This window comes from Ruminococcus sp. (assembly GCF_017650195.1).
Taxonomy (GTDB): domain Bacteria; phylum Bacillota; class Clostridia; order Oscillospirales; family Ruminococcaceae; genus Ruminococcus.
In genome coordinates this window covers 1-20981 of the sequence record NZ_JAGCFH010000320.1, presented here as the reverse complement: position 1 = coordinate 20981, position 20981 = coordinate 1, and the positions used below count along the sequence as shown (strand labels likewise).

Genomic DNA, 20981 nt, shown 5'->3' with positions numbered 1-20981 from the left:
CTGAATGTATAATTAAAAGGTATGGTTACTGAAATGGAAATACATCACCATAATATACTGCACTCAATATCAAAAAGATCTGACAGAAAAACTTACAAGGATACGGATTTTCAGGATACTGTTTATTACAGGCTGATATGAGCAGCTTTACTTAGGATGCTTATATGGGCTTGCTTACCGGGTTTAGGCTTCCCGGTGAATAAGCAAACGAAGAGGAGATAGGTATGCGTAAGCTATTGATCTTGGGCGCAGGACAGTACGGTATGGTCGCAAAGGAGATCGCCGAGTCAACGGGTAATTACGACGGCGTCGCTTTTCTTGACGACAGTAACCCGGCAGCTGTCGGAGCGCTGTATGAATACGAAAGGTTCAGACAGGAATTCGACTGTGCTGTAGCAGCTATTGGTAACTCTGAAATGCGTATGCGGCTTATCGGCAGGCTGGCATTCGCAGGCTACGAGGTGCCTGCTCTTATACACCCAAGAGCTTATGTATCGCCTTCTGCTGTTATCGGAATGGGCTCGTTCATCGAGCCGATGGCAGTGGTACATACGGATTCGTCGGTCGGAATAGGCTGTATCATATCAGCGGGTACGGTCATAAACCATAATGCGGTCATCGGTGACGGCTGTCATCTCAACTGCGGCACTGTTGTAAGGTCTTCAGCGTCGGTGGCGGCAGGAACTACTTCCGGCTACGGAGAGATAATAGGCTGAAAATGATATCGAAATATCATATTGATAATTTGGGGGTCAAAGAGTTGGTTATGGATAGCAAGACAAAACTGAAAAGGGCATTGGTTGTTACTGGGGCTGCGGCAGGCACAGCTTTCCTTGTTATGCGGCATATCGCTAAGAAGCAATATCCGCATTCGGTTTATGACGATCAGCCAGATGAAAAGAACGTTATGGAGGGTAAGAAGGTCATCTTCGTCGAGGATGTGAACGACCCGGTAAATGCGGACGGTATGCAGGGACACCTTGAAGCGGTAGGTGTTACAGGTCATACTCCCACTTTCTATGAGAAGTATGTGAAGCGCGGAATGGATATAGCAATATCATTCTCTGGTCTTCTCCTGCTGTCTCCGGTATATGCGGCGACAGCGATGGCGATAAAGTCGGATGATCCCGGTCCAGTCATATTCAGACAGAAGCGTGTGGCCCAGGACAAAGGGTACTTCCAGCTGATGAAGTTCCGCTCCATGTCGGTGAATACTCCCAAGGACGTTCCCACTCACATGCTTAAGAACGGCGGCATAACAAAAGTTGGAGCTTTCATAAGAAAGACCTCCATAGACGAGTTGCCCCAGCTTTGGAATATCTTCCTTGGAAATATGAGCGTCATTGGTCCACGTCCTGCACTGTGGAATCAGGATTTCCTTACTGCTGAGCGTGATAAGTACGGCGCAAATGATATAAAGCCTGGCCTTACGGGACTTGCACAGATAAATGGCAGAGACGAGCTGGAGATACCCGAGAAGGCAAAGTTGGACGGAGTATACGCGGACGAATTGAGAAAGGGTAGCCTCAACGGCTTTATCATGGACGCAAAGATGTTTCTTGGCTCCATATCATCTGTATTGAGGAGAAAGGGCATAGTTGAAGGCGGCACAGGAGCTATTGCAAGAGAATTCAGCAAGGCTGAGGGTCTCGGCGAAGAAGAGAGCGCTGGGGAAGTCCCTGCGGAAGCTGATGCTGTTGCGAAAGATACGGTATCTGTAAACAGAACCCATACCTATTCTGTGCTCATGTCAGTGTATAAGAATGACGATCCTGAATTCCTCGATATCGCTCTGAAAAGCATATACGAGCAGCAGACAGTAAAGCCCGACGAGATAGTCGTAGTATTTGATGGACCTCTTACCGAGGAGCTTTACGATGTGCTTGACAGGTTCCGTGAGGGTAAGGAGAGCGTAGTCAGGTATTATCCTCAGGAGGAGAACCATGGCCTCGGAGAAGCGCTGAGGATAGGCTCGGAAAAATGCACTTGCGACTATATTTTCAGAATGGATTCAGACGATATAAGCGATCCGAGGAGATTTGAAAAGCAGATAAGCTATGTTGAAGCTCATCCGGATATAGATGTTCTCGGCACGGATATCGCCGAGTTCAACAACTCTACCGACGAGGATATGAGAGTGCGCTCATGTCCTGAAAATCATGAGGATATCGTGAAAATGGGAAGGAAGCGCAACCCTATGAACCACGTATCCGTATGCATGAAGCGCTCAGCCCTTGAAAGATGCGGCGGCTACAAGACGCTGCTTCTCCTTGAGGACTATTACCTCTGGCTCAATATGATAGCGGCAAAGTGCAGACTTGCAAATATCCACGAATCCCTTGTGTATGTCCGTGTGGGAAATGGTTTTGATTCAAAGCGCGGCTCAAAGGAGAGGATCACCGGTTGGAAAACCCTTCAGGACTTCATGCTCGAGCATGAGATGATAACAAAGAAGGAAGCTGTTATGAATATGATATATATTCATGGCTTTGTGCGCACACCCGCCTGGTCGAAAAAATTGCTCTATAAGGCGATTCTTAGGAAATAGGAGACGTAAGGTGATAATTCTACATATAGCATCTGTCAGGGACAACCCGTTCAGTGGTGTATGCACTGCTGTTCCTAAGCACGTATACTATCAGTCTAAATATGCGGAGTGTGCTCTTCTGAATGTAAGAGGAATTGATATGAAGGCTGATATCAGGCAACTAGAATACAGGAAAGGTATCACGCTGAAGGAACTTCCAGAGCCGTTCTGCTCGCCTGATCTGATAGTATTTCATGAGGTGTATTATACTGCCTTCCTGCCCTATGCAAAGCAGGCTAGGAGCGCGGGCATACCCTATATTATAATCCCACATGGCTGTCTGACATCAAACGCACAAAGGCAGAGAAAGCTGAAAAAGATTGCCGGAAATATCCTTCTGTTTAATCGATTTATAAAGGGAGCAGCTGCTTTGCAGTTCCTGTCAAGACCTGAAATGATGAGGACAAGATTCGGAGACTGTTCCTTTATAGGCACAAACGGTATTGAAAGGCTTGATTACGAGAAAGCTTGGACGGAAAAAAACGAGTCACAGATAGTTTATATCGGCAGGCTCGATATCATAAGCAAGGGCGTGGATATACTTCTTGAGGCTGTGACAAAGGCAAAGGACGCCATGATAAGGAGTAACTGCCGCCTTGACATTTACGGCCCTGATTCGTCGGGTATGCACGATTATATCAGAAATACAGTAAGGGAGCGTGTTCTTGAGGAGGTCGTGTCCCTGCACAGGGAAACTATGGGAGCAGATAAGGAGAAGGTGCTTAAGGAATGCGATCTGTTCATACAGACTTCACGCTCCGAGGGTATGCCTATGGGGATACTCGAAGCCCTGAATTACGGACTGCCATGTATAGTTACAAAAGGTACTACATTGGGAGAGGTGATTCGTTCAGGCGGTGCTGGCTGGCAAGCTGAAACGGATCCGGATTCTGTTGCAGAAGCGATAACGAAGGCGTTGAGCGAAAAGGACAAGTGGAGCGCAATGTCTAAGAATGCACGCAGACTGACAGAGGAAAACTATTTATGGGACAAGGTTGTTGAGAAGACTGTCCTTGAATATAAAAAATACATTGGCAGCTCTCAGTAAAATGTATTCCTAAGGTTTTAAAGCGAGGAGAATTTGTAATGTCTGATGCTCTGTTATGGATGGAGAATACATTTTTCGTTGAGCGACTATGCGGTGTTATTATCTATTCCATTCTGACTCTTTATTATTATAACCGGCTTAAAAACCCGCTACCGGGAGAAACACCGGAAAAGACACTAAACAAGGTGATGATATTCCTGTGTGTGCTGGCTTTTTTTTATGTGCCTGCCCCGTCGGCAGACCTCTCAAGATGGAGGACGATATCGTCTGGATGGATAGGTGTTCCGTTTAAAAACTGGGCTGCCTCCTACCTGAAAAATGTTAATTCTCCGCTGGCATACCTCCTTTTCTATATCACGGCAAACCTTAAGATAAAGGGCCTGTTGCCGATGACTGCCTGCTTTGTGTTCTATATGAACATATTCCACATACTTAAATCCGAGGCTGCGAAAAAGCATATCACCTCGCAGAGTATAGCGGTATGCTTTTTCTTTTTCATGTCACAGGGACTTTTCCTCGGGGTTATAAGTGGTCTGAGGAACGCTATGGCTTTTTCTATCGTAGCTAGGTGTATGTACGACGAGCTGGTGCAAAAGAAAAGCAGTTTCATGAACGTTATATGGTGTCTTGTGGCTTCGCTTATTCATGTTGCGGTAATACCTATCATAGCTATGTACTTTGTCCTGACTATATACGATAACTGGTCGGACAGAAAGACGTGGAAAACAGTACTTAAAATAGTCGAGCTGCTGGTGCTCTGCGCCGCAGCCTTCAAGCTCGGAAGGCGACTGCTCGACTCTATAACCACCAAGGCTGAGTACTATACTTCGGGTAACTCCTACAGCTATATGTGGGAATACCTTATCGGTATCGCAAGCTGTGCGGTGCTGGTATACACACTAATGCGATACAGGAAGCTGCCGGATAAGGCTGATATCAAGGGAATGTATATATGCTCTGTAATACTTCTTGCAATGGAGATAGTGCTGATACGCTCATATTCAATCTTCCATCGTTTCGGAAATTTCAGTATGTACATAATGTTCCCAATGATGGCTTCCGTGCTTGAAAATGAAAGAAGGAACGATCCGCTCGGAGAAAACAGACATTACGAATCAGTGGTGATGCTCGCTTCGTGCTGTATGCTGATACTTGCCTGCATGAGAGGAGACCTCTGCGGCTTCAAGTTCTTTGTTCTTCCATAAGGAGATAGATAGAATGAATAAGACTGAATTGCAAACTATGCATAGTATCCTGCTAGAGGACCTGAAATGGTTCGACGGAAAGTGCAGGAAGCTGGGAATAGAATATTTCCTGTCGTCAGGCTCCCTGCTCGGAGCCATAAGACACAATGGCTTTATCCCGTGGGACGACGACCTCGATATCATGCTCACGAGAGAGAATTACGAAAAGCTCCTTTCTCACAGGAAGGAATTCACAGAGGGCAATTATGAGATAGTGAACTATAAGACTCACAGCTCAATGCCCATAATCTATGCCTACCTCATGGACAGGAGGGCAGAGCTCTACCCTGTGGAGGCTCCGGAAAACAAAAAGTTCCTGCATCTTGATATATATGCCTGCGATTACATAAAGCAGGGCTCCCTTGTAAGGAGCAAGCTTGCCGACAGGTACATATTGCTCCTTTCGCGTATATACTCGTACCGCAAGGGCTTCACAGCTACGGGTGGAGCATCCTCAGGCATGAAGAAGGCTCTGCTGGGGATCGGTGCTTTCCTTACAAGGAGATACAACGACGAAAGATTTGTGAAGAAGATACTGAAAACAGTGGCGACTAAGAAGAAAACGGATATGATGGCTCCGGTGGCTTCGCCCTATGGCTTCCTAAAGGAAGCCTTTCCTGCGGAATACTACACAGAGCTTGTGCGCCACGAATTTGAAGATACCGACGCTCCAATAACCGCTCACAGCGATGCCGTACTCTCACATCTCTATGGCAATTACATGGAACTGCCCCCCGAGGGCAACCGGTACTCTTCCATTGAAAAAACAGGTATAAGGATACTGAAAAAATGAGCAGTTCAAAAGGAAAATATCAGAGCCTTGCACTTAATACTATTATATTTGCGATAGGCAATATAGGCTCGAAAATAATACTGTTCCTTCTTGTGCCGCTATATACCAAATGTATGTCTCCGGATGAATACGGTACCGCCGATCTTGTCTTTACCATAGGTCAGATACTGGTGCCATTCCTTTCGGCAGGCATATTTTCTGCTGTCATACGATTTGGCATATCAAAGGAAACACGTCATCAGGACGTGCTTAGGAACTCACTGCTGATAATATCTGCCGGCTCGTTGATAATGCTGCTGATAACACCCCTTGCAGGGGTGTACGGCGCTATAGCGAACTGGAAATGGTATCTTTGCGCCTTTGTTATCACGGATCTGTTTTCGGCAGTGGAGATGAACTACCTCAAGGCAAAGGAACAGAACAAGCTTTATACCGTTATCAGTCTGATAAGGACCCTTGCACTGGCGCTTTGCAACGTCCTTTTTCTTGCGGTACTTAAAGCAGGGATACCCGGATATCTACTGTCCACCATACTTTCCGCCCTGCTCACTATGGTGCTGGTGGCGGTGCGTGGAGATATATTCAGGGATATAAAGGCTTCAAAGAGAAACGACGCACTGATGAAGGAGATGCTCGTATACGCCGCTCCGCTGATACTTAATGGTATCTCGTGGTGGGTAATACACTCCTCCGACAAGACTATGATAGAAAAGATGGTAAGCGCTACTGCTCTGGGAATATACTCCGTAGCGGGAAGGATACCTTCGCTTATCAACGTTATAGTATCCATATTTTCACAGGCGTGGGACATTTCCTCCATAAAGGAGGTCGAGGACGGCAAGGATACAAAATTTTTCGATAATATCTACAGCGTATACAGCTTTATGGTTTTTATCATAACCATAGCCGCGATTGCGGTCATAAAGCCATTTATGCATATATACGTAGCCGAGGAGTTCAGGACGGCATGGATGTATGTTCCTCTGTTGCTGGTAAGCGCAGCATATGGCGCGGTAGGCTCCTATTTCGGTTCGTTTTACGGTGCATTGAAAAAAAGCCGCTTGTCGATGTGGTCAACTCTGCTAGGAGCTGTGATAAATATCGGACTTAATCTCATGCTTATACCTGTTATGGGGATATGGGGAGCTGTCATCGGAACCGTGGTCGCTTATGCTGCAATCGCTGTATTCCGCACCTTCTCGGTGCTCCGGTATGTCAGGATCAATATCAATATCCCACGTTACTTTATTAATCTGGCTATTGTAGCTGGACAGGCTGTACTTGTATCAGTTGACTTCTGCGGTATTCTCGCGTCAGCTGTGGCGGCAGTATTGTTTATAGCTCTGAACTACAGGAGCGCAAGGGAATTCAGCGCTAAGGGAATGAGCATATTAAAGAGCCGTCTCAGGAAAAAGGAAAAATAAGTTTTCGTGCGGTTTAGGGTGATAATGCAAGCTTCCGTTTGCTTTCGACCGCCGGAAAAGATATATGCTGAAAAAACAGTGACCGATGGATTGGAGAGAGATTTGAAATGAGAAATTTAGAGCTTGAGGACGTCAAGCGCATTGCAGCTGGTATCCTGAAAAGGATAGACAAGGCTTGCAGAGAGAACGGGCTTACGTATTTCGTAATGTATGGCACCCTTCTCGGAGTTGTAAGACATAAGGGTTTTATCCCATGGGACGATGATATAGATATCGTCATGCCGAGGAAGGATTTTAATAAGCTGTCAGAGCTTTTCAGGAACGATGAGTACCTGAGATTCATAACCATTGAAAATACCAAAGATACCATATATCCTCACGGAAAAATGGTAGACACAAGAACGGAGCTTTATCTGGATACATACCGTCATGTTGAGGGCTACGGTATAGGCGTCGATGTGTTCCCTATGGACTATATGCCTGACGACCCGAAGAAGAGAAAGCTCGGTATAAAGTACGCACTGTTTCTTAGAAGACTTATCGAGCACAGCGCAGCAACATCGGTAAACAAAAGCGGTTCCTTCGGAAGGGACGCTGCAAGACAGTTGGCGTTCTGGGCTACAAGATGCCTGAATACTCAGAAGCTGATAAAAAAGCTTGACAGACTCAATATAAAAAACAAGAAGTCAGGATATATGGGCAGCGCATGGGACGTGCCGTTTCCAGTGAATGAGCTTTTTGACCCGGTAGACCTTCCGTTCGAGGATTTTCAGGTAATGGCTCCGAAGGATTACGATCATCTCCTTCGCCTGAAATTTGGTAACTATATGAAGTTGCCGCCGAAATCTGAACAGGTGCCCAAGCATCATTACAAGTGCTGGCTTAAGGACGGCTACGAGAATATCATACCGTAAACAGGGGGATAAAAATGGCAAATATAGGCTTATTAATCGCCGGAGGTTCCGGCAATAGAATGCATCAGGATATACCCAAGCAGTTCATAACTGTGTATGAACGTCCGGTTATCGTGTATACTCTGGAGGCATTTCAGAATCATCCCGAGATAGACGCTATCGCAGTTGTATGCATTGAAGGCTGGGAGCAGGTGCTGTGGGCTTACGCAAAGCAGTTCAATATCACAAAGCTTCAGTACGTAGTGCCCGGTGGAAAGAACGGACAGGATTCCATACGCAATGGTGTATATGAGCTTGAAAAGCACTTTTCCGATGATGATTTAGTTCTTATCCATGACGCTATCCGTCCTATGGTATCGGCCGAGATAATCTCGGACTGTATCAGCAAGACCAAGAAATACGGAAATGCTATTACCGTAATACCATGTGCCGAAGCTATGATGCAGACAGAAGACGGCAAGAGCTCCTGCGGAAGCTACCCGAGAGACCGCCTCAGGAGAACTCAGACTCCTCAGGGCTTTTCCTTGGGAAAGATATGTGACCTTCACAGAAGGGCTCTTGAAGCTGGAATAACAAATTCCGTAGCCTCCTGTACACTTATGATTGAAATGGGAGAGCAGGTGCATTTTTCAGCGGGCTCTGAAAAGAATATCAAGCTTACGACAGTAGAGGATATAGATATATTCAAGGCTCTGCTGAAAGCGAAAAGATCAGATTGGTTAAAGGACTGAGCGGTATGAGTTTTTATAAAAGCGAAAACTATATAAAGGACGTTGGAATAGCCGTAAATGCAGCAGTTGGAATGGAAAGATTGTATGGTTCGTCAGTTCTTATTGCCGGTGCTTCCGGACTTATCGGCTCATTTATGGCTGATATGTTCCTTTATGCAAATAAAAATATGAACGCTGATATAACGGTCTACGCAATGGATCTCAGTGAGGAGAGGCTGTTTGCAAGATTTGAAGGAGTTGGAATGGAAAGACTACATTTCGTTGAACATAACGTTAATGAGCTGCCTGATTTCGATTTCCCTGCGGATTATATCATACACGCAGCAAGTCCGGCATTCCCTGCGGCTTTCAACAGCGATCCGGTTGGAACTGTTATGAGCAATATCCTCGGTACAAAGTATCTTCTCGACTACGGAAGAGAGCACGGTACGAAGCGTATGCTGTACATTTCTTCTGGAGAGGTATACGGTCAGGGAGACCTTAGCCTCGAAGCCTTTGAGGAGACATATTCCGGATACGTTGATCCGACCTCGGCGCGTTCATGCTATCCAAACGGAAAAAGAGCAGCAGAGACTCTTTGCGCTTCCTATACCAAGCAGTTTGGGCTCGATACAGTTATGGTAAGACCGAGCCATACCTACGGTCCTACAGTTACAAGGGCTGACAATCGCGCTAATGCGCAGTTTGTGAACAAGGGACTTGCCGGAGAGGATATAGTGCTGAACAGCGCAGGTAATCAGATGCGGTCCTATACCTACCTTGCAGATTCGGCGTCGGCAATAATCACTGTTCTTGCCTGCGGAGAAAGCGGAAACGCTTACAATATCGCTAATTCACAGTCAAGAACCACTATTGCGGGATTTGCAAAGGAGGTTGCCGCACAGACGGGCACAAAAGTGATATTTGCTGACCCAGACGAGGTGGCAAAGGCTGAGATGTCTCCCATAGCAAAGCAGGTGCTCAGCAGCAAAAAGCTGGAGGGACTTGGCTGGAAGGGGCAGTTCACGGTAGAAGAGGGTATCCGTCATACGCTGAATATCATGCGTGAGCTTTGATAAAGATAATACTCACGGAATGGCGGCTTTGCCGCCTTTTTTATTTGTATATATGTGGCATACGTTTTTTTGTGAAGATGCCGAAGAACATATAAGGCTGATTAAATATTTTTGCGGCTATATAACTGTATGTGTAAATATTGTAAACTTCTGCAAATGGTAAGGGATGAAGTATGGTACAACGATGTACGAAAATACAGGAGATATAGCATTTTGTTGCAGTGGATAATATCAATGGATATACTTTTTTGCAGGGTATCTGACAACTTTTGGTTGTAATTACAAATCTATAAATTGACAAATACAGCGTAAAATGATATAATAACATTGATATACACTAGTTCACAGGAGGTGATACCACAATGATTAATTCTCTTAAAAGCATTGCTTTTTTTGGCTGCTCGCTTACAAGCAGATACCGGGAGGGACTTTGCAGGTGCTTCAACAGCGTTGCGAAAAAGCTCGGCGTAAATATAGTATACTTCAATTCAATAGGAAAAATAGGCGAAAAAAGTACTGAATTCGGAGAGCATGAACTCGATATCATCGAGTATATCGATCTCGGACAGTTTGATGGTATCATTTATGACGGAGAAGGCTATAACGTCGATATAATGACGGAAAAGATAATAGAAAAGCTTAAGAGCGCGAAGTGTCCTGTGGTATCCATAAGCAGTCACGTTGATGGTTTCTACAATATTGATTTTGATGACGCGGCAGGTCTGCGCAAGCTCACGGAGCACTTCATTGACATTCACGGTTTTACTAAGATAGGCTTTATGTCAGGCTTCCTGACTCACCCGGACGCACAGCTGAGACTTAAGGAGTTCAGGGCTGTCATGAGGGAAAATGGGCTGCCAGAGGATGGTGTAGGAGTCTTTGAGGGAGATTTTTGGTTCCATAAGGGCGAGGAGGCTGCTGATTTCTTCCTTTCCCGTCCCGAACGTCCGGAGGCTATAGTTTGTGCCAATGACTATATGGCTATATCCCTTATTTCTGCTTTTAAGCACAGAGGCATAAAGGTGCCGGAGGATATTGCAGTATCCGGTTTTGACGGCTCCACGGAGGGAAAGCAGTTCATTCCGCATATAACCACGGCTACAAGAGAAAGAGAGGATATTGCCGATAAGGCGATGAAGCTCCTTGTCAGCCTTATTAATAATCAGTTTAGCAACGACGAGTATACCGTATCTCCGAGGACTATATTCACTCAATCTTGCGGCTGTGAGAGGTTCGAGCCAAATACAGAGCTAAGGAATCTTGATGATATCTACAAGGACGTAAGGCTTTTTGACTACTGCCTTAATGACGCGGAAGCAGCTATGCTTAAGCTCAACAAGGTTGAGGAACTTAATCTGCTTGAAAAGACCTTCAAGGAGTGCGCGACAAATTTCGGAGAATATACAGCCTTCTTCTTGTTTATGCAGACCGACAGCAGCGGTAGTCTCTCCTGTGAGAGCGGCTTCGATTCTCCATCAGATAACTTTAAGCCGGTTATATGGATTGACAAGAAAAACGAGTACATACAGTACGAATGGCTTACCGAGCTTTCGGACCTTATCCCGGAGGTAAGGTCAGACGTGCCTCACTTCTTCTATATAATGAGCGTTCACTGTGCAGAGAGAATGTTCGGTTACGCTCTTATCGAAATGAAGGAGGACGATATCTTCAATGACTTCTACAATATCTTCCTGCTGAATCTCTCGGTTACTATCGAGCGTCTCTGGAACAACGACGAGATCAAGAAGCTCTATGAAAAACAGAAATCGCTTTACGAAAAGCAGAAGCTGCTGAGTATAAGTGATGAGCTGACCGGTATGTACAACCGCCGCGGCTTTGATGACCTTTCCAAAAAGGCTATCAGTGAGCTTAAGGGCAGGAGCGTGGTCTGCACCATGGTCATAGATATGGACGGACTTAAGCACATCAACGACGTCTACGGTCACAGCGAGGGCGACAGCGCTATAAGGGCTGCTGCGGATATAATCGCGGAATGCTGTAAATCCGGCGAGATAGCAGGGCGTGCAGGCGGCGACGAATTCTATGTTTACGCTTCGAATTACTCCAAGGAAAAGCTTGAGACCTTCAATGCTTCCCTTGTTCGCCTGTGCAGTGAGTACAACGAGACAAGCGGGAAACCATACAGGGTTGAGCTTAGCTACGGTTCATTCCTCACGGAGACCGATAAAAACGGCCAGATAGAAAATTTCCTGAGGATAAGCGATTCGAGGATGTACAAGCAGAAAATGATGAAGCCCAGCAGGAAAAAGAGAAGGTAATAATTTGTAAATACGATTCTATAAGTGGGCTAAAATTGCATGAAATTCAATGGAAACCAAAACATTGAATATTGAAAAAACAAATTTAAAAATCTGTCTATTGCACAAAATAAGCGGCTTGCATTGTTGGATTATAACAATACAAGCCGCTTTTTAGCGGTCAGATAATGATGTCAGCAATAGCTGAGTACAAGGCTTTCGGCTTCATTGGCTTCTATTGGCTGGCCCCATACAAAGCCCTGTATAAAGTCGCACCCTATATCGTTGAGAGAATCGAGCTGTTCGTTCTCCTCAACTCCTTCGGATATGACCTCAAAGCCCATTATATGTCCTATGGATATTATCGCGGCAACATACTGCTTCGAAGAATCGCTGGTGTTCATCTTGTCGATGAAGGATTTGTCTATCTTAAGCAGGTCTGCCGGCAGTCTGTTGAGATAGCTCAGGGAAGAATAGCCTATACCGAAATCATCTATCGCTATTTTTACGCCCATTTCCTTTATCTCCTCTATGCAGTGGAGCGCTTTTTCCGCAGAATCTATCATTACGGATTCCGTTATCTCAAGCTCAAGCTGGTCAGCAGGTATGCCGCTTACGTCAAGTACGTCCCTCAGCTCGTCAAGAAAGCCGTTCTTCATAAGATGCTTTACCGAAACATTTACGCTGAGAATGATATCGGAGCCGGTCTTTCTTATGAGCTCTCCGAAGAATACTGCCGCTTTTTTTAGCACCGCGCCGTCCACTTTGTCTATCATACCGACTCTTTCGGCTACCGGTATGAACTCGTCGGGGCGGAGTATCTGGCTCTTTTCGTCCTTTAGCCTTGCAAGAGCTTCAAAGCCTCTAAGCTTGTGGCTGATGTCGTACTGCGGCTGGAGACAGAAGAATATATTATCGTTGTCAAGAGCCGTTCTGAGCTTGCGCTCTATCTCCAGTGTACGCTCGGGCTTAAGAAGGTCGGGAGTGAAGTGAAGTATGTGATTTCCGCTGCCGAGACGCTTCATCTCTGACATTGCAGCATCGGAGTAGGAGAACAGTCTGTCGAAGTTCTTGGCGTCGTCCGGATACTCGGCGTAGCCTATACTGGCGGATACATAGAGGTCACAGCCGTCAATGGTGAGAAGCCTGCCGAGAGCTTCCTCATACTGATTTATGGTGTGAATAATATCTTCGCTGCTGCTGTAATTGCGTATTATAAGCGAGAACTCGTCACCTGCAAGGCGATTGATGAAATCAAGAGTGCCGGAAAGTCCAGAATCCGCTATATCCTTCCAGCGGGAGGCTATCTCGGTGAGTACTTTGTTTCCCGCGTCAAAGCCAAGAGTGTCGTTTACGCTCTTGAAGTTGTTAAGATCGATAAGCACTACTGCAAATCTCTCATCGCGCTTTATCAGGCTGTCTATCAGCTCAGAGCAGGCGAATCTGTTGGGCAGCCCAGTTAGCATATCCGTGACAGCTTGATCCATTATCCTCTGTTGATAGTTCCGGAGTCTTTCGTTCTTTTTATGCAGAAGTATTATTGCAATCATCGTGAAGATGTCGGTGAAAAGTCCTGGAAGCGAAATGAGTTCCTGAGTTTTGACAATGCCCATTATTATCAAAAATATCTGGACCAAAAGGGCTGTTATGGCAGTATAGAAGCCTAACTTTCTACAGAATACCACCATGAATATTATAAATACGTTCGCAAGGGCAGAAAAGACGCCCGTGAAAGCGGCAGCAGGTATGCTCCTGCCGGAAATAACAATATTGCCGCGGTAACCGGCACATAGTTCAACAACAACTGTGGCTGCGATGTAAAGCACGAGAAATATCACATAGCCAGGTATGGATATTTTTTCGTTTTCGGAAATACTGGCGATAGTTTCCTCGATAATACTCTTATCGCCGATCTCTGATCTGGTTTTTTCCATTATCTTCTCCTCATATCAGACAGCAGGCATTTTTATCTTTATGTTTATGTTTTTCTGTGCAGCCTGATCGTATTTTTCCCAAATCCTAATACAGCCTGACGGCTGATGGGCTAAGTTTACCGTGTTTTATACGCGACGGAAGGGAGCAGGCAGAAGTACCTGCGGTGCAATAGCCCATATAACCCCAATTTTAATTCTCCATATATTATACATTATAAAGTATAAAATATCAATAGTTAAAACGCAAAAAAAGAATCAACATACTATGCCGTCCTGTATGTATACTTGGCAGATATCACTATAATGCTACCCTGTGATCTGTATTTCTGGGTTATAGGAATAATCTATAACCGGTAATGATATTTATGCATTGGACAAATATACTAATCCGATGTATAATATAGACATACCAAACGAAAGGAGAGGTAATGATGAAAAAACTGAATATCCCTGACTGTCTCCGATACGTGGTCAACGGCACGGACCGAATGTGCGGACAGTGCTTTTGAATAAATGATAATGGTACATACAAATTTTTGAAGATAAAATAAAAGGTTTTTTCAGGAGGAAATCACAATGGCTAATAATAAATTACATTTTGAAACTTTACAGCTCCATGTCGGACAGGAGCAGGCAGACCCCACCACTGACGCAAGAGCAGTACCCATTTATGCGACTACATCTTACGTTTTCCATGATTCGCAGCACGCTGCCGACCGCTTCGGTCTCAAGGACGCAGGCAATATCTACGGCAGACTCACAAATACCACACAGGACGTTTTTGAGAAGCGCATTGCTGCTCTCGAGGGCGGAGTTGCCGCTTTAGCAACTGCTTCCGGCGCTGCTGCTATCACTTATACGATACAGGCTCTTGCAAAGGCAGGAGAGAACATCGTTGCGTCAAAGACTATCTACGGAGGTACGTACAACCTGCTTGCGCATACGCTTCCGCTGTACGGCATTACTACAAAGTTTGCCGATCCCGACGTTGAGGGAAGCTTCGAGGCTGCTATAGACGGCAATACAAAGGCTCTCTACATCGAGACCCTCGGCAATCCCAATTCAAATGCTATCGACATCGAGAAGATAGCCAAGATCGCTCATGCTCACGGTATACCTCTCGTAGTTGACAATACCTTTGCTACTCCTTATCTCGTAAGACCTGTCGAGTACGGTGCAGATATCGTTGTACATTCTGCTACTAAGTTCATCGGCGGTCACGGCACCGCTATCGGCGGCGTTATCGTGGACAGCGGCAATTACGACTGGGCGAAGTCGGGAAGGTATCCGTGGATTTCGGAGCCTAACCCGAGCTATCACGGTGTAAGCTTCACAGCAGCCGCAGGCGCAGCAGCCTTCGTTACATATATCCGCGCCATACTTCTCCGTGATACAGGTGCAACGCTCTCTCCCTTCCATGCATTCATATTCCTTCAGGGACTGGAGACACTGTCTCTCCGCGTTGAGCGCCATACGGAGAATGCAAAGAAGATAGTTGAGTACCTTGCAAAGCATCCGCAGGTAGAGGCTGTTCATCACCCCTCGCTCAGCAGCGAGCCGAGCCATGAGGTATACAAGAAGTACTTCCCCAACGGCGGTGGCAGCATTTTCACATTCGATGTCAAGGGCACTGAGGACGACGCAAAGAAGTTCATAGATAACCTAGCTATATTCTCTCTTCTTGCAAATGTTGCGGATGTAAAATCGCTTGTAATACATCCGGCTTCCACAACCCATTCTCAGCTAACAGAGGATGAGCTTGCAGAGCAGGGAATCAAGTCAACAACTATTCGTCTGTCAATAGGTACGGAGCATATCGACGACCTTATAAAGGCGCTTGACGATGCTTTTGCAGCAATAAAATAATGTTAAAAAAAGGCGAGTTTTCGCCTTTTTTATTTTTTATCAAATTGTATGCCAAAAATGAAAGGAATGTAAATTTTGACACAAAAGATTGCGGCTGGCAACAATTTGTGATATAATATCTCTTAAGTCGAAAGACTAATGATATAAAAAGGAGAATAAACTATGAAAATCAAAAAAATCATTGCAGCTTTTACAGCTCTTATGCTCGTTGGGGGAGCATATCCTGTCACAGATGACACAAGCAACATCACCACTGTAAACGCAGCGGAAGAAACTGAGGATACAACTGTCGAGAAGGACGGTATCCTCTATGAGATCAGCGACGGTAAAGCAACTCTTATAAGGTTCAATGACAGGACGCTGACGGATATCGTTATTCCTGACGATATCGACGGAATACCGGTGGTTGGATTTAATAAGACACAGTTCACACTTGTGAAGTCTATGAAGACCATCAAATTCGGCAATAATATAACAGAGATACCTGCATTTTCGTTTGAGGGATTCAAAGAGCTTGAAACTATTGAGCTCGGAAAGGGTATAGAGACTATCGGCGAATATGCTTTCCGCAATTGTGACAGTCTGAAAAATATCATTTTCAGTGACGGACTTAAATTGATAAAACACGCTGCTTTCAGCGAGTGCAGCTCCCTTGTGTCTGTGGAGCTTCCTGACAGCCTTGAAAAATTGGAATATAATGCTTTCGCATACTGTGAGAACCTTGAAAGTGTAAATCTCGGAAACGGTCTTGAATATCTTGATGAGAACGCCTTTTATGACTCTACAAAACTGTCGGATATTAGCTTCGGTGATAAGCTCAGATATATAGGATACGGTGCATTCCATGACTACAGTATCTCTTCACTGGTGCTGCCTGAAAGCGTCGAGGAGCTCGATGGCTGCCCGCTGGTTGGAAGAGGTATGACTCCTGACGGAAAACCTATAACGGTTGTCATAACCAATCCTGATTGCGTGCTGTTGAAGCCTGAGTGGTGGAAGGGATATACCATCGTCTGTGCTAAGGATTCGGCTGTTGAGAAATTTGCGATAGAAAACGGACTGACATACACGAACATCGAAGATATGGATCAGGACGAAAATGATGATGCTTCCGAAGAAAACGGAGCATTGAAGTTCGCGGAAACCGAAGGCGGTCTTATGGTCATCGGCGTGGAAAAGCTCAGTGAGGACGGCTCTCTGATAATACCTGATGAGGTGGACGGAGTTTCCGTTGTGAGCATTTATAACAGTATAATGGGCGAGCTTCTCATTAACGAAATGAAGTCGCTTAAGATAGGCAATAATATAAAGACTGTTCCGGCAGGTCTTTTCTCGAACTGCCGTGCACTGGAAAGCGTTGAGCTGGGAGAAGCTGTTGAAATTATCGAAAACGGTGCATTCTATATGTGCAGCTCCCTTGCAAATGTAAAGTTCAATGAAGGGTTGAAAACCATTGGAAACGCTGCTTTCTCGCAGTGCGGTATCAAAAATAATCTTCGTCTTCCTGACTCGCTTGAAAGCGTAGAAGCGGGTGCTTTTATGCACAGCGGAGATTTTAGGTGGGTTATTGCAGGAGAGAACCTGAGATCTATCGGAAATGCTGCTTTTTCAGGCAATACTTCACTTATCGGTGCGGAACTGAACGAGGGACTGACAGAGCTTGGAGAGTCGGCTTTTGAAAACTGCTATCTTATGGAAAATGTCAATATCCCTTCGACACTTACCACCATTGAGAAAAAAACATTCTATAATACTATTATTGAAGATTTTGAATTGGGCGAAAACATAAAGTCAGTGGGTGAAAATGCTTTTCATTCGCTTTACAGCGATGACGGAGAAGAAAGAGTAATAGAGGCTGCAAACGGTCTGCCTGAGGTAACTGTACCTGCAAAGAAAAACAAGGTGAATATTATTGTTATGAACCCTGAATGCGAGATCAGCAAGGACGCTTTTACCGGTGGATTTGATGGTATCATCGCTTATGAAGGGGCGACCGCTGAAGAATACTGCAATAGCCTTGAAGGCAAGTATTTATACAGTATCGGCAGCTATTCCGACGGCAAGGCTGTAAGAAACAACGTTCCTCTGATGAAAGTAAGTGAAACAGAGGGCGGCGTCTGCATAGATAAGATACTGAAAACAGAAGGAGATACCATTTTTATACCTTCGGAAATGTATGGCAAGCCTGTTGTAAAGATAGGAAATCATGCTTCTGCTATGTACGCTGAAGGCATATCAAATGTAAGGACGCTTATCCTTGAGGGAAATGTCAAGGAAATAGGCTATATGGCTTTTTCCGAACTCCCCATTGAGAATATAGAGATCGGCGAGGGCCTTGTGACGATTGATTATAATGATTTTATGCTTTGTAAGAACCTCAAGTCGATAAAGCTGCCTGACAGCCTCGAAACAATAGGAGAAGCTTCGTTCAAATGCTTTATTAATCTGAGCGATGTGCAGTTCGGAAAAGGACTTAAAACCATAGAGCACGGCGCATTTGACAGTTGTAATTCTTTGACTGAGCTTACATTGCCTGACAGCCTTGAAACAATAGAATTTTCGGCATTCGGTCAGTGTAAAAATCTGACAGAGGTAAAATGCGGAGCAGGCTTGAAGTCTATTGAAAGGGGAGCTTTTGAGCGTTGCTATAACCTGAAAAAGGTAACATTGAACGAAGGACTTGAAAGTATTGGAGATATGGCGTTTGACAGCTGCTATCTGCTTGAAGAGATCAACATACCAAACACTGTTAAAAAGATAGAAATAGGTGCTTTTTACGATACAAGCATAAGAAAACTTGTGCTGCCTGAGAGCATTGAATATATTGATGTAATCGCGTTTGAGTATCTTCCTAAGAAGGATTCCGATACAGAAGAGGTATTATACAGCTTTGACACTGGAGAAAAAATTGAAGAAGTTTTTATCATTCCGAAATATGAGGGAGAGGTAAGTGTCACTATCCTCAATCCTGAATGTGTTATCAATGGTGGGGCATTTAAGGGCGAGATCGACAACATATACGGCTATAAGGGCTCGACAGCTGATAAGCTCTGTGCAAGTGACTATATAAAATATAATTTCGTGCCTCTTGACAAGGAAGAAACGAAGTATCTTGCAGGCGACGCCAACTGTGACGGCACTGTGGACCTAGCGGACGCTGTTATCATAATGCAGTCGCTGGCAAATCCCGACAAATACAGTCTCGACGGCACCGACGAGAGACATATCACCGAGCAGGGCATTGAGAACGGCGATGTGGATAAAACTATCGCGGGTCTTACCTCAAACGACGCCCTGAGGATACAGGAGTTCCCGCTCGGCAAGGCTGTTGAATTTGAATGATATTTTAAGTAAATACGTTTTTTACAAGGCGGCAGTCTCCGACTGCCGCCTTATTATATCGCTTTTAAGCGATAATACGCATTATACAGCATGTGTATTTTTGTATAAATAAATTATCCAGAAAGTAATCAGTAAAAAAACTTATTCAATCAGTATTGAAATTCTTAAAGCAAAAAATGATTACGGTACGCCTAAATGACAAATAAATAACGAAGAAAAACGTATTAATAATCAAAAACACTGTTCTTTAGCACAATAGTGATATCCGAGCGGGTTTTGAATATTTTTGACGGTGCTGAAAAATAGCCAAAACGCAGAATGTATAAAAAATTTTCGAGGGCGAGAGCTAAAATGTGCAAAAAAATCAAAAGGAGACCGCATTTAATGATTGTTAGCAAGAATTGACTTGTAATGTTCACAGAAATGTAATAAAATGAATTTAAGTACCAAGGAAGAGGAGGGACACAGAAGTCATCCAGACTTTTGTGCTTTTCTTTGGTCGAGAAGGATCTAACACAATCAAACTTTTAGAAAGTGAGGAATGATCAAAATGAAAAAGGTCACATTCCGAAAGCTCGTCAGTGCAGGCATATCTGCAATGATGCTCGCTTCAAGCGTGCCTGCGATCTCTTCAACTGTTGTTCAGGCTGCTGATCAGCAGGTTAGAGGAAACATCGGCGGATACGATTACGAGATGTGGAATCAGAACTATACCGGTCAGGCTTCAATGAACCCCGGCGCAGGCTCTTTCACCTGCTCATGGAGCGGCATTGAGAACTTCCTGGCACGTATGGGCAAAAACTATGACAGCCAGAAGAAGAACTACAAGGCATTTGGAAACATCGTTCTTACTTACGATGTTGAGTACACACCAAGAGGAAATTCTTATATGTGCGTTTACGGCTGGACAAGAAATCCTCTTATGGAATACTACATCGTTGAGGGCTGGGGCGACTGGCGTCCACCCGGAGACGGTGCAGAGAGAAAGGGTACTGTAACACTTAACGGCAATACTTATGATATTGCTAAGACAATGCGTTACAATCAGCCTTCTCTTGACGGTACAGCTACATTCCCACAGTACTGGAGCATCCGTCAGACAAGCGGTTCAAGGAACAACACAACAAACTATATGAAGGGTACTATCAATGTTTCAGATCACTTTGACGCATGGTCAAGGGCTGGTCTTGATATGTCAGGTACTCTTTATGAGGTATCCCTTAATATCGAGGGCTACAGATCAAACGGCTCCGCTAATGTTAAGAGCGTAACTGTTACAACAGGTGGTTCGGGCGGTTCGACAACTACCGATAGTGATACAACTACAACACCTACAAAGACAGTAGAGCCAGACGCAAATGGCGACTACTTCACAAACGACTTCGAGAGTGGTGCAGGCGATTGGTCCGGCAGAGGAAGTGCTTCTGTTTCTACAAGCAGCAGCAACTACTATGACGGTTCAAAGTCACTTTATGTTTCTGACAGAGCAAGCGAGTGGAACGGTTGTGCTATAACACTTGATCCTAACGCATTCGTTCCTGGCGAGACATACAGCTTCAGCGCTGCAGTTCTCCAGAACAGCGGTTCAAATGTAACAATTCAGATGTCTCTCCAGCAGGGCGACGGCAACAGCGCTTCTTATACACAGATCGCTGATTGTACAGCTAAAAGCGGCGAGTGGACAAAGCTTGAAAATACTAAATTCACCATTCCTTCAAATTCCGGTGACCTTATCCTCTACATTGAGACTCCTGAGAGCTCAGGTGACCTCTGCGACTTCTTCGT

Annotated in this window: 14 protein-coding genes; 13 read left to right on the top strand and 1 reads right to left on the bottom strand. The window is 44.9% G+C overall.

All coding sequences use genetic code 11. The features are described from left to right. Positions 1–224: 224 nt before the first annotated feature. From J6U00_RS14245 to J6U00_RS14200, 10 genes are all read left to right on the top strand, one after another. Positions 225–716 carry a PglB gene (locus J6U00_RS14245; RefSeq protein WP_296582938.1) on the top strand — a complete coding sequence of 164 codons (492 nt, stop codon included), beginning with the start codon at positions 225–227 and terminating at the stop codon, positions 714–716. 50 nt (positions 717–766) lie between these two features. Continuing rightward, on the top strand, positions 767–2548 hold the full coding sequence (locus J6U00_RS14240) for a sugar transferase (protein ID WP_296582937.1): 1782 nt from the start codon (positions 767–769) through the stop codon (positions 2546–2548). A gap of 10 nt (positions 2549–2558) precedes the next feature. Beyond that, complete coding sequence (locus J6U00_RS14235) at positions 2559–3635, top strand: glycosyltransferase (protein ID WP_296582935.1); 1077 nt, start codon at positions 2559–2561, stop codon at positions 3633–3635. Positions 3636–3673: 38 nt separating this feature from the next. After that, on the top strand, positions 3674–4840 hold the full coding sequence (locus tag J6U00_RS14230; protein ID WP_296582933.1) for an EpsG family protein: 1167 nt from the start codon (positions 3674–3676) through the stop codon (positions 4838–4840). A 13-nt stretch (positions 4841–4853) separates the two neighbouring features. Next, positions 4854–5672, top strand: a complete 819-nt coding sequence (locus tag J6U00_RS14225; protein ID WP_296582931.1) for a LicD family protein — start codon at positions 4854–4856, stop codon at positions 5670–5672. Next, a complete protein-coding gene (locus tag J6U00_RS14220; RefSeq protein ID WP_296582929.1) occupies positions 5669–7096 on the top strand; it encodes an oligosaccharide flippase family protein in 1428 nt (475 codons plus the stop codon). The genes J6U00_RS14225 and J6U00_RS14220 overlap by 4 nt, the downstream gene beginning before the upstream one ends. Before the next feature lie 107 nt (positions 7097–7203). Beyond that, positions 7204–8010, top strand: a complete 807-nt coding sequence (locus J6U00_RS14215; protein WP_296582927.1) for a LicD family protein — start codon at positions 7204–7206, stop codon at positions 8008–8010. A 14-nt stretch (positions 8011–8024) separates the two neighbouring features. After that, positions 8025–8741 (top strand): IspD/TarI family cytidylyltransferase, encoded by a 717-nt coding sequence (locus J6U00_RS14210; RefSeq protein ID WP_296582926.1) that lies wholly within the window; start codon positions 8025–8027, stop codon positions 8739–8741. 5 nt (positions 8742–8746) lie between these two features. Further along, positions 8747–9796 carry an NAD-dependent epimerase/dehydratase family protein gene (locus tag J6U00_RS14205; RefSeq protein ID WP_296582924.1) on the top strand — a complete coding sequence of 350 codons (1050 nt, stop codon included), beginning with the start codon at positions 8747–8749 and terminating at the stop codon, positions 9794–9796. A 362-nt stretch (positions 9797–10158) separates the two neighbouring features. Further along, positions 10159–12075, top strand: a complete 1917-nt coding sequence (locus J6U00_RS14200) for a GGDEF domain-containing protein (RefSeq protein ID WP_296582921.1) — start codon at positions 10159–10161, stop codon at positions 12073–12075. Between the two features lie 173 nt (positions 12076–12248). On the opposite strand, the gene J6U00_RS14195 is transcribed toward J6U00_RS14200, so the two are convergent. Next, a complete protein-coding gene (locus J6U00_RS14195; RefSeq protein WP_296582909.1) occupies positions 12249–13988 on the bottom strand; it encodes a GGDEF domain-containing phosphodiesterase in 1740 nt (579 codons plus the stop codon). Between the two features lie 576 nt (positions 13989–14564). Between J6U00_RS14195 and J6U00_RS14190 the strand changes: the two genes are divergently transcribed. From J6U00_RS14190 to J6U00_RS14180, 3 genes are all read left to right on the top strand, one after another. Next, on the top strand, positions 14565–15854 hold the full coding sequence (locus J6U00_RS14190) for an O-acetylhomoserine aminocarboxypropyltransferase/cysteine synthase family protein (RefSeq protein ID WP_296582907.1): 1290 nt from the start codon (positions 14565–14567) through the stop codon (positions 15852–15854). A gap of 162 nt (positions 15855–16016) precedes the next feature. Continuing rightward, entirely contained in the window at positions 16017–19196 is a 3180-nt protein-coding gene (locus J6U00_RS14185) for a leucine-rich repeat protein (protein WP_296582905.1), read from the top strand. A 550-nt stretch (positions 19197–19746) separates the two neighbouring features. After that, positions 19747–20981, top strand: a 1235-nt coding sequence (locus tag J6U00_RS14180; protein ID WP_296582902.1) for a glycoside hydrolase family 11 protein, incomplete at its 3' end; no start/stop codon positions are given.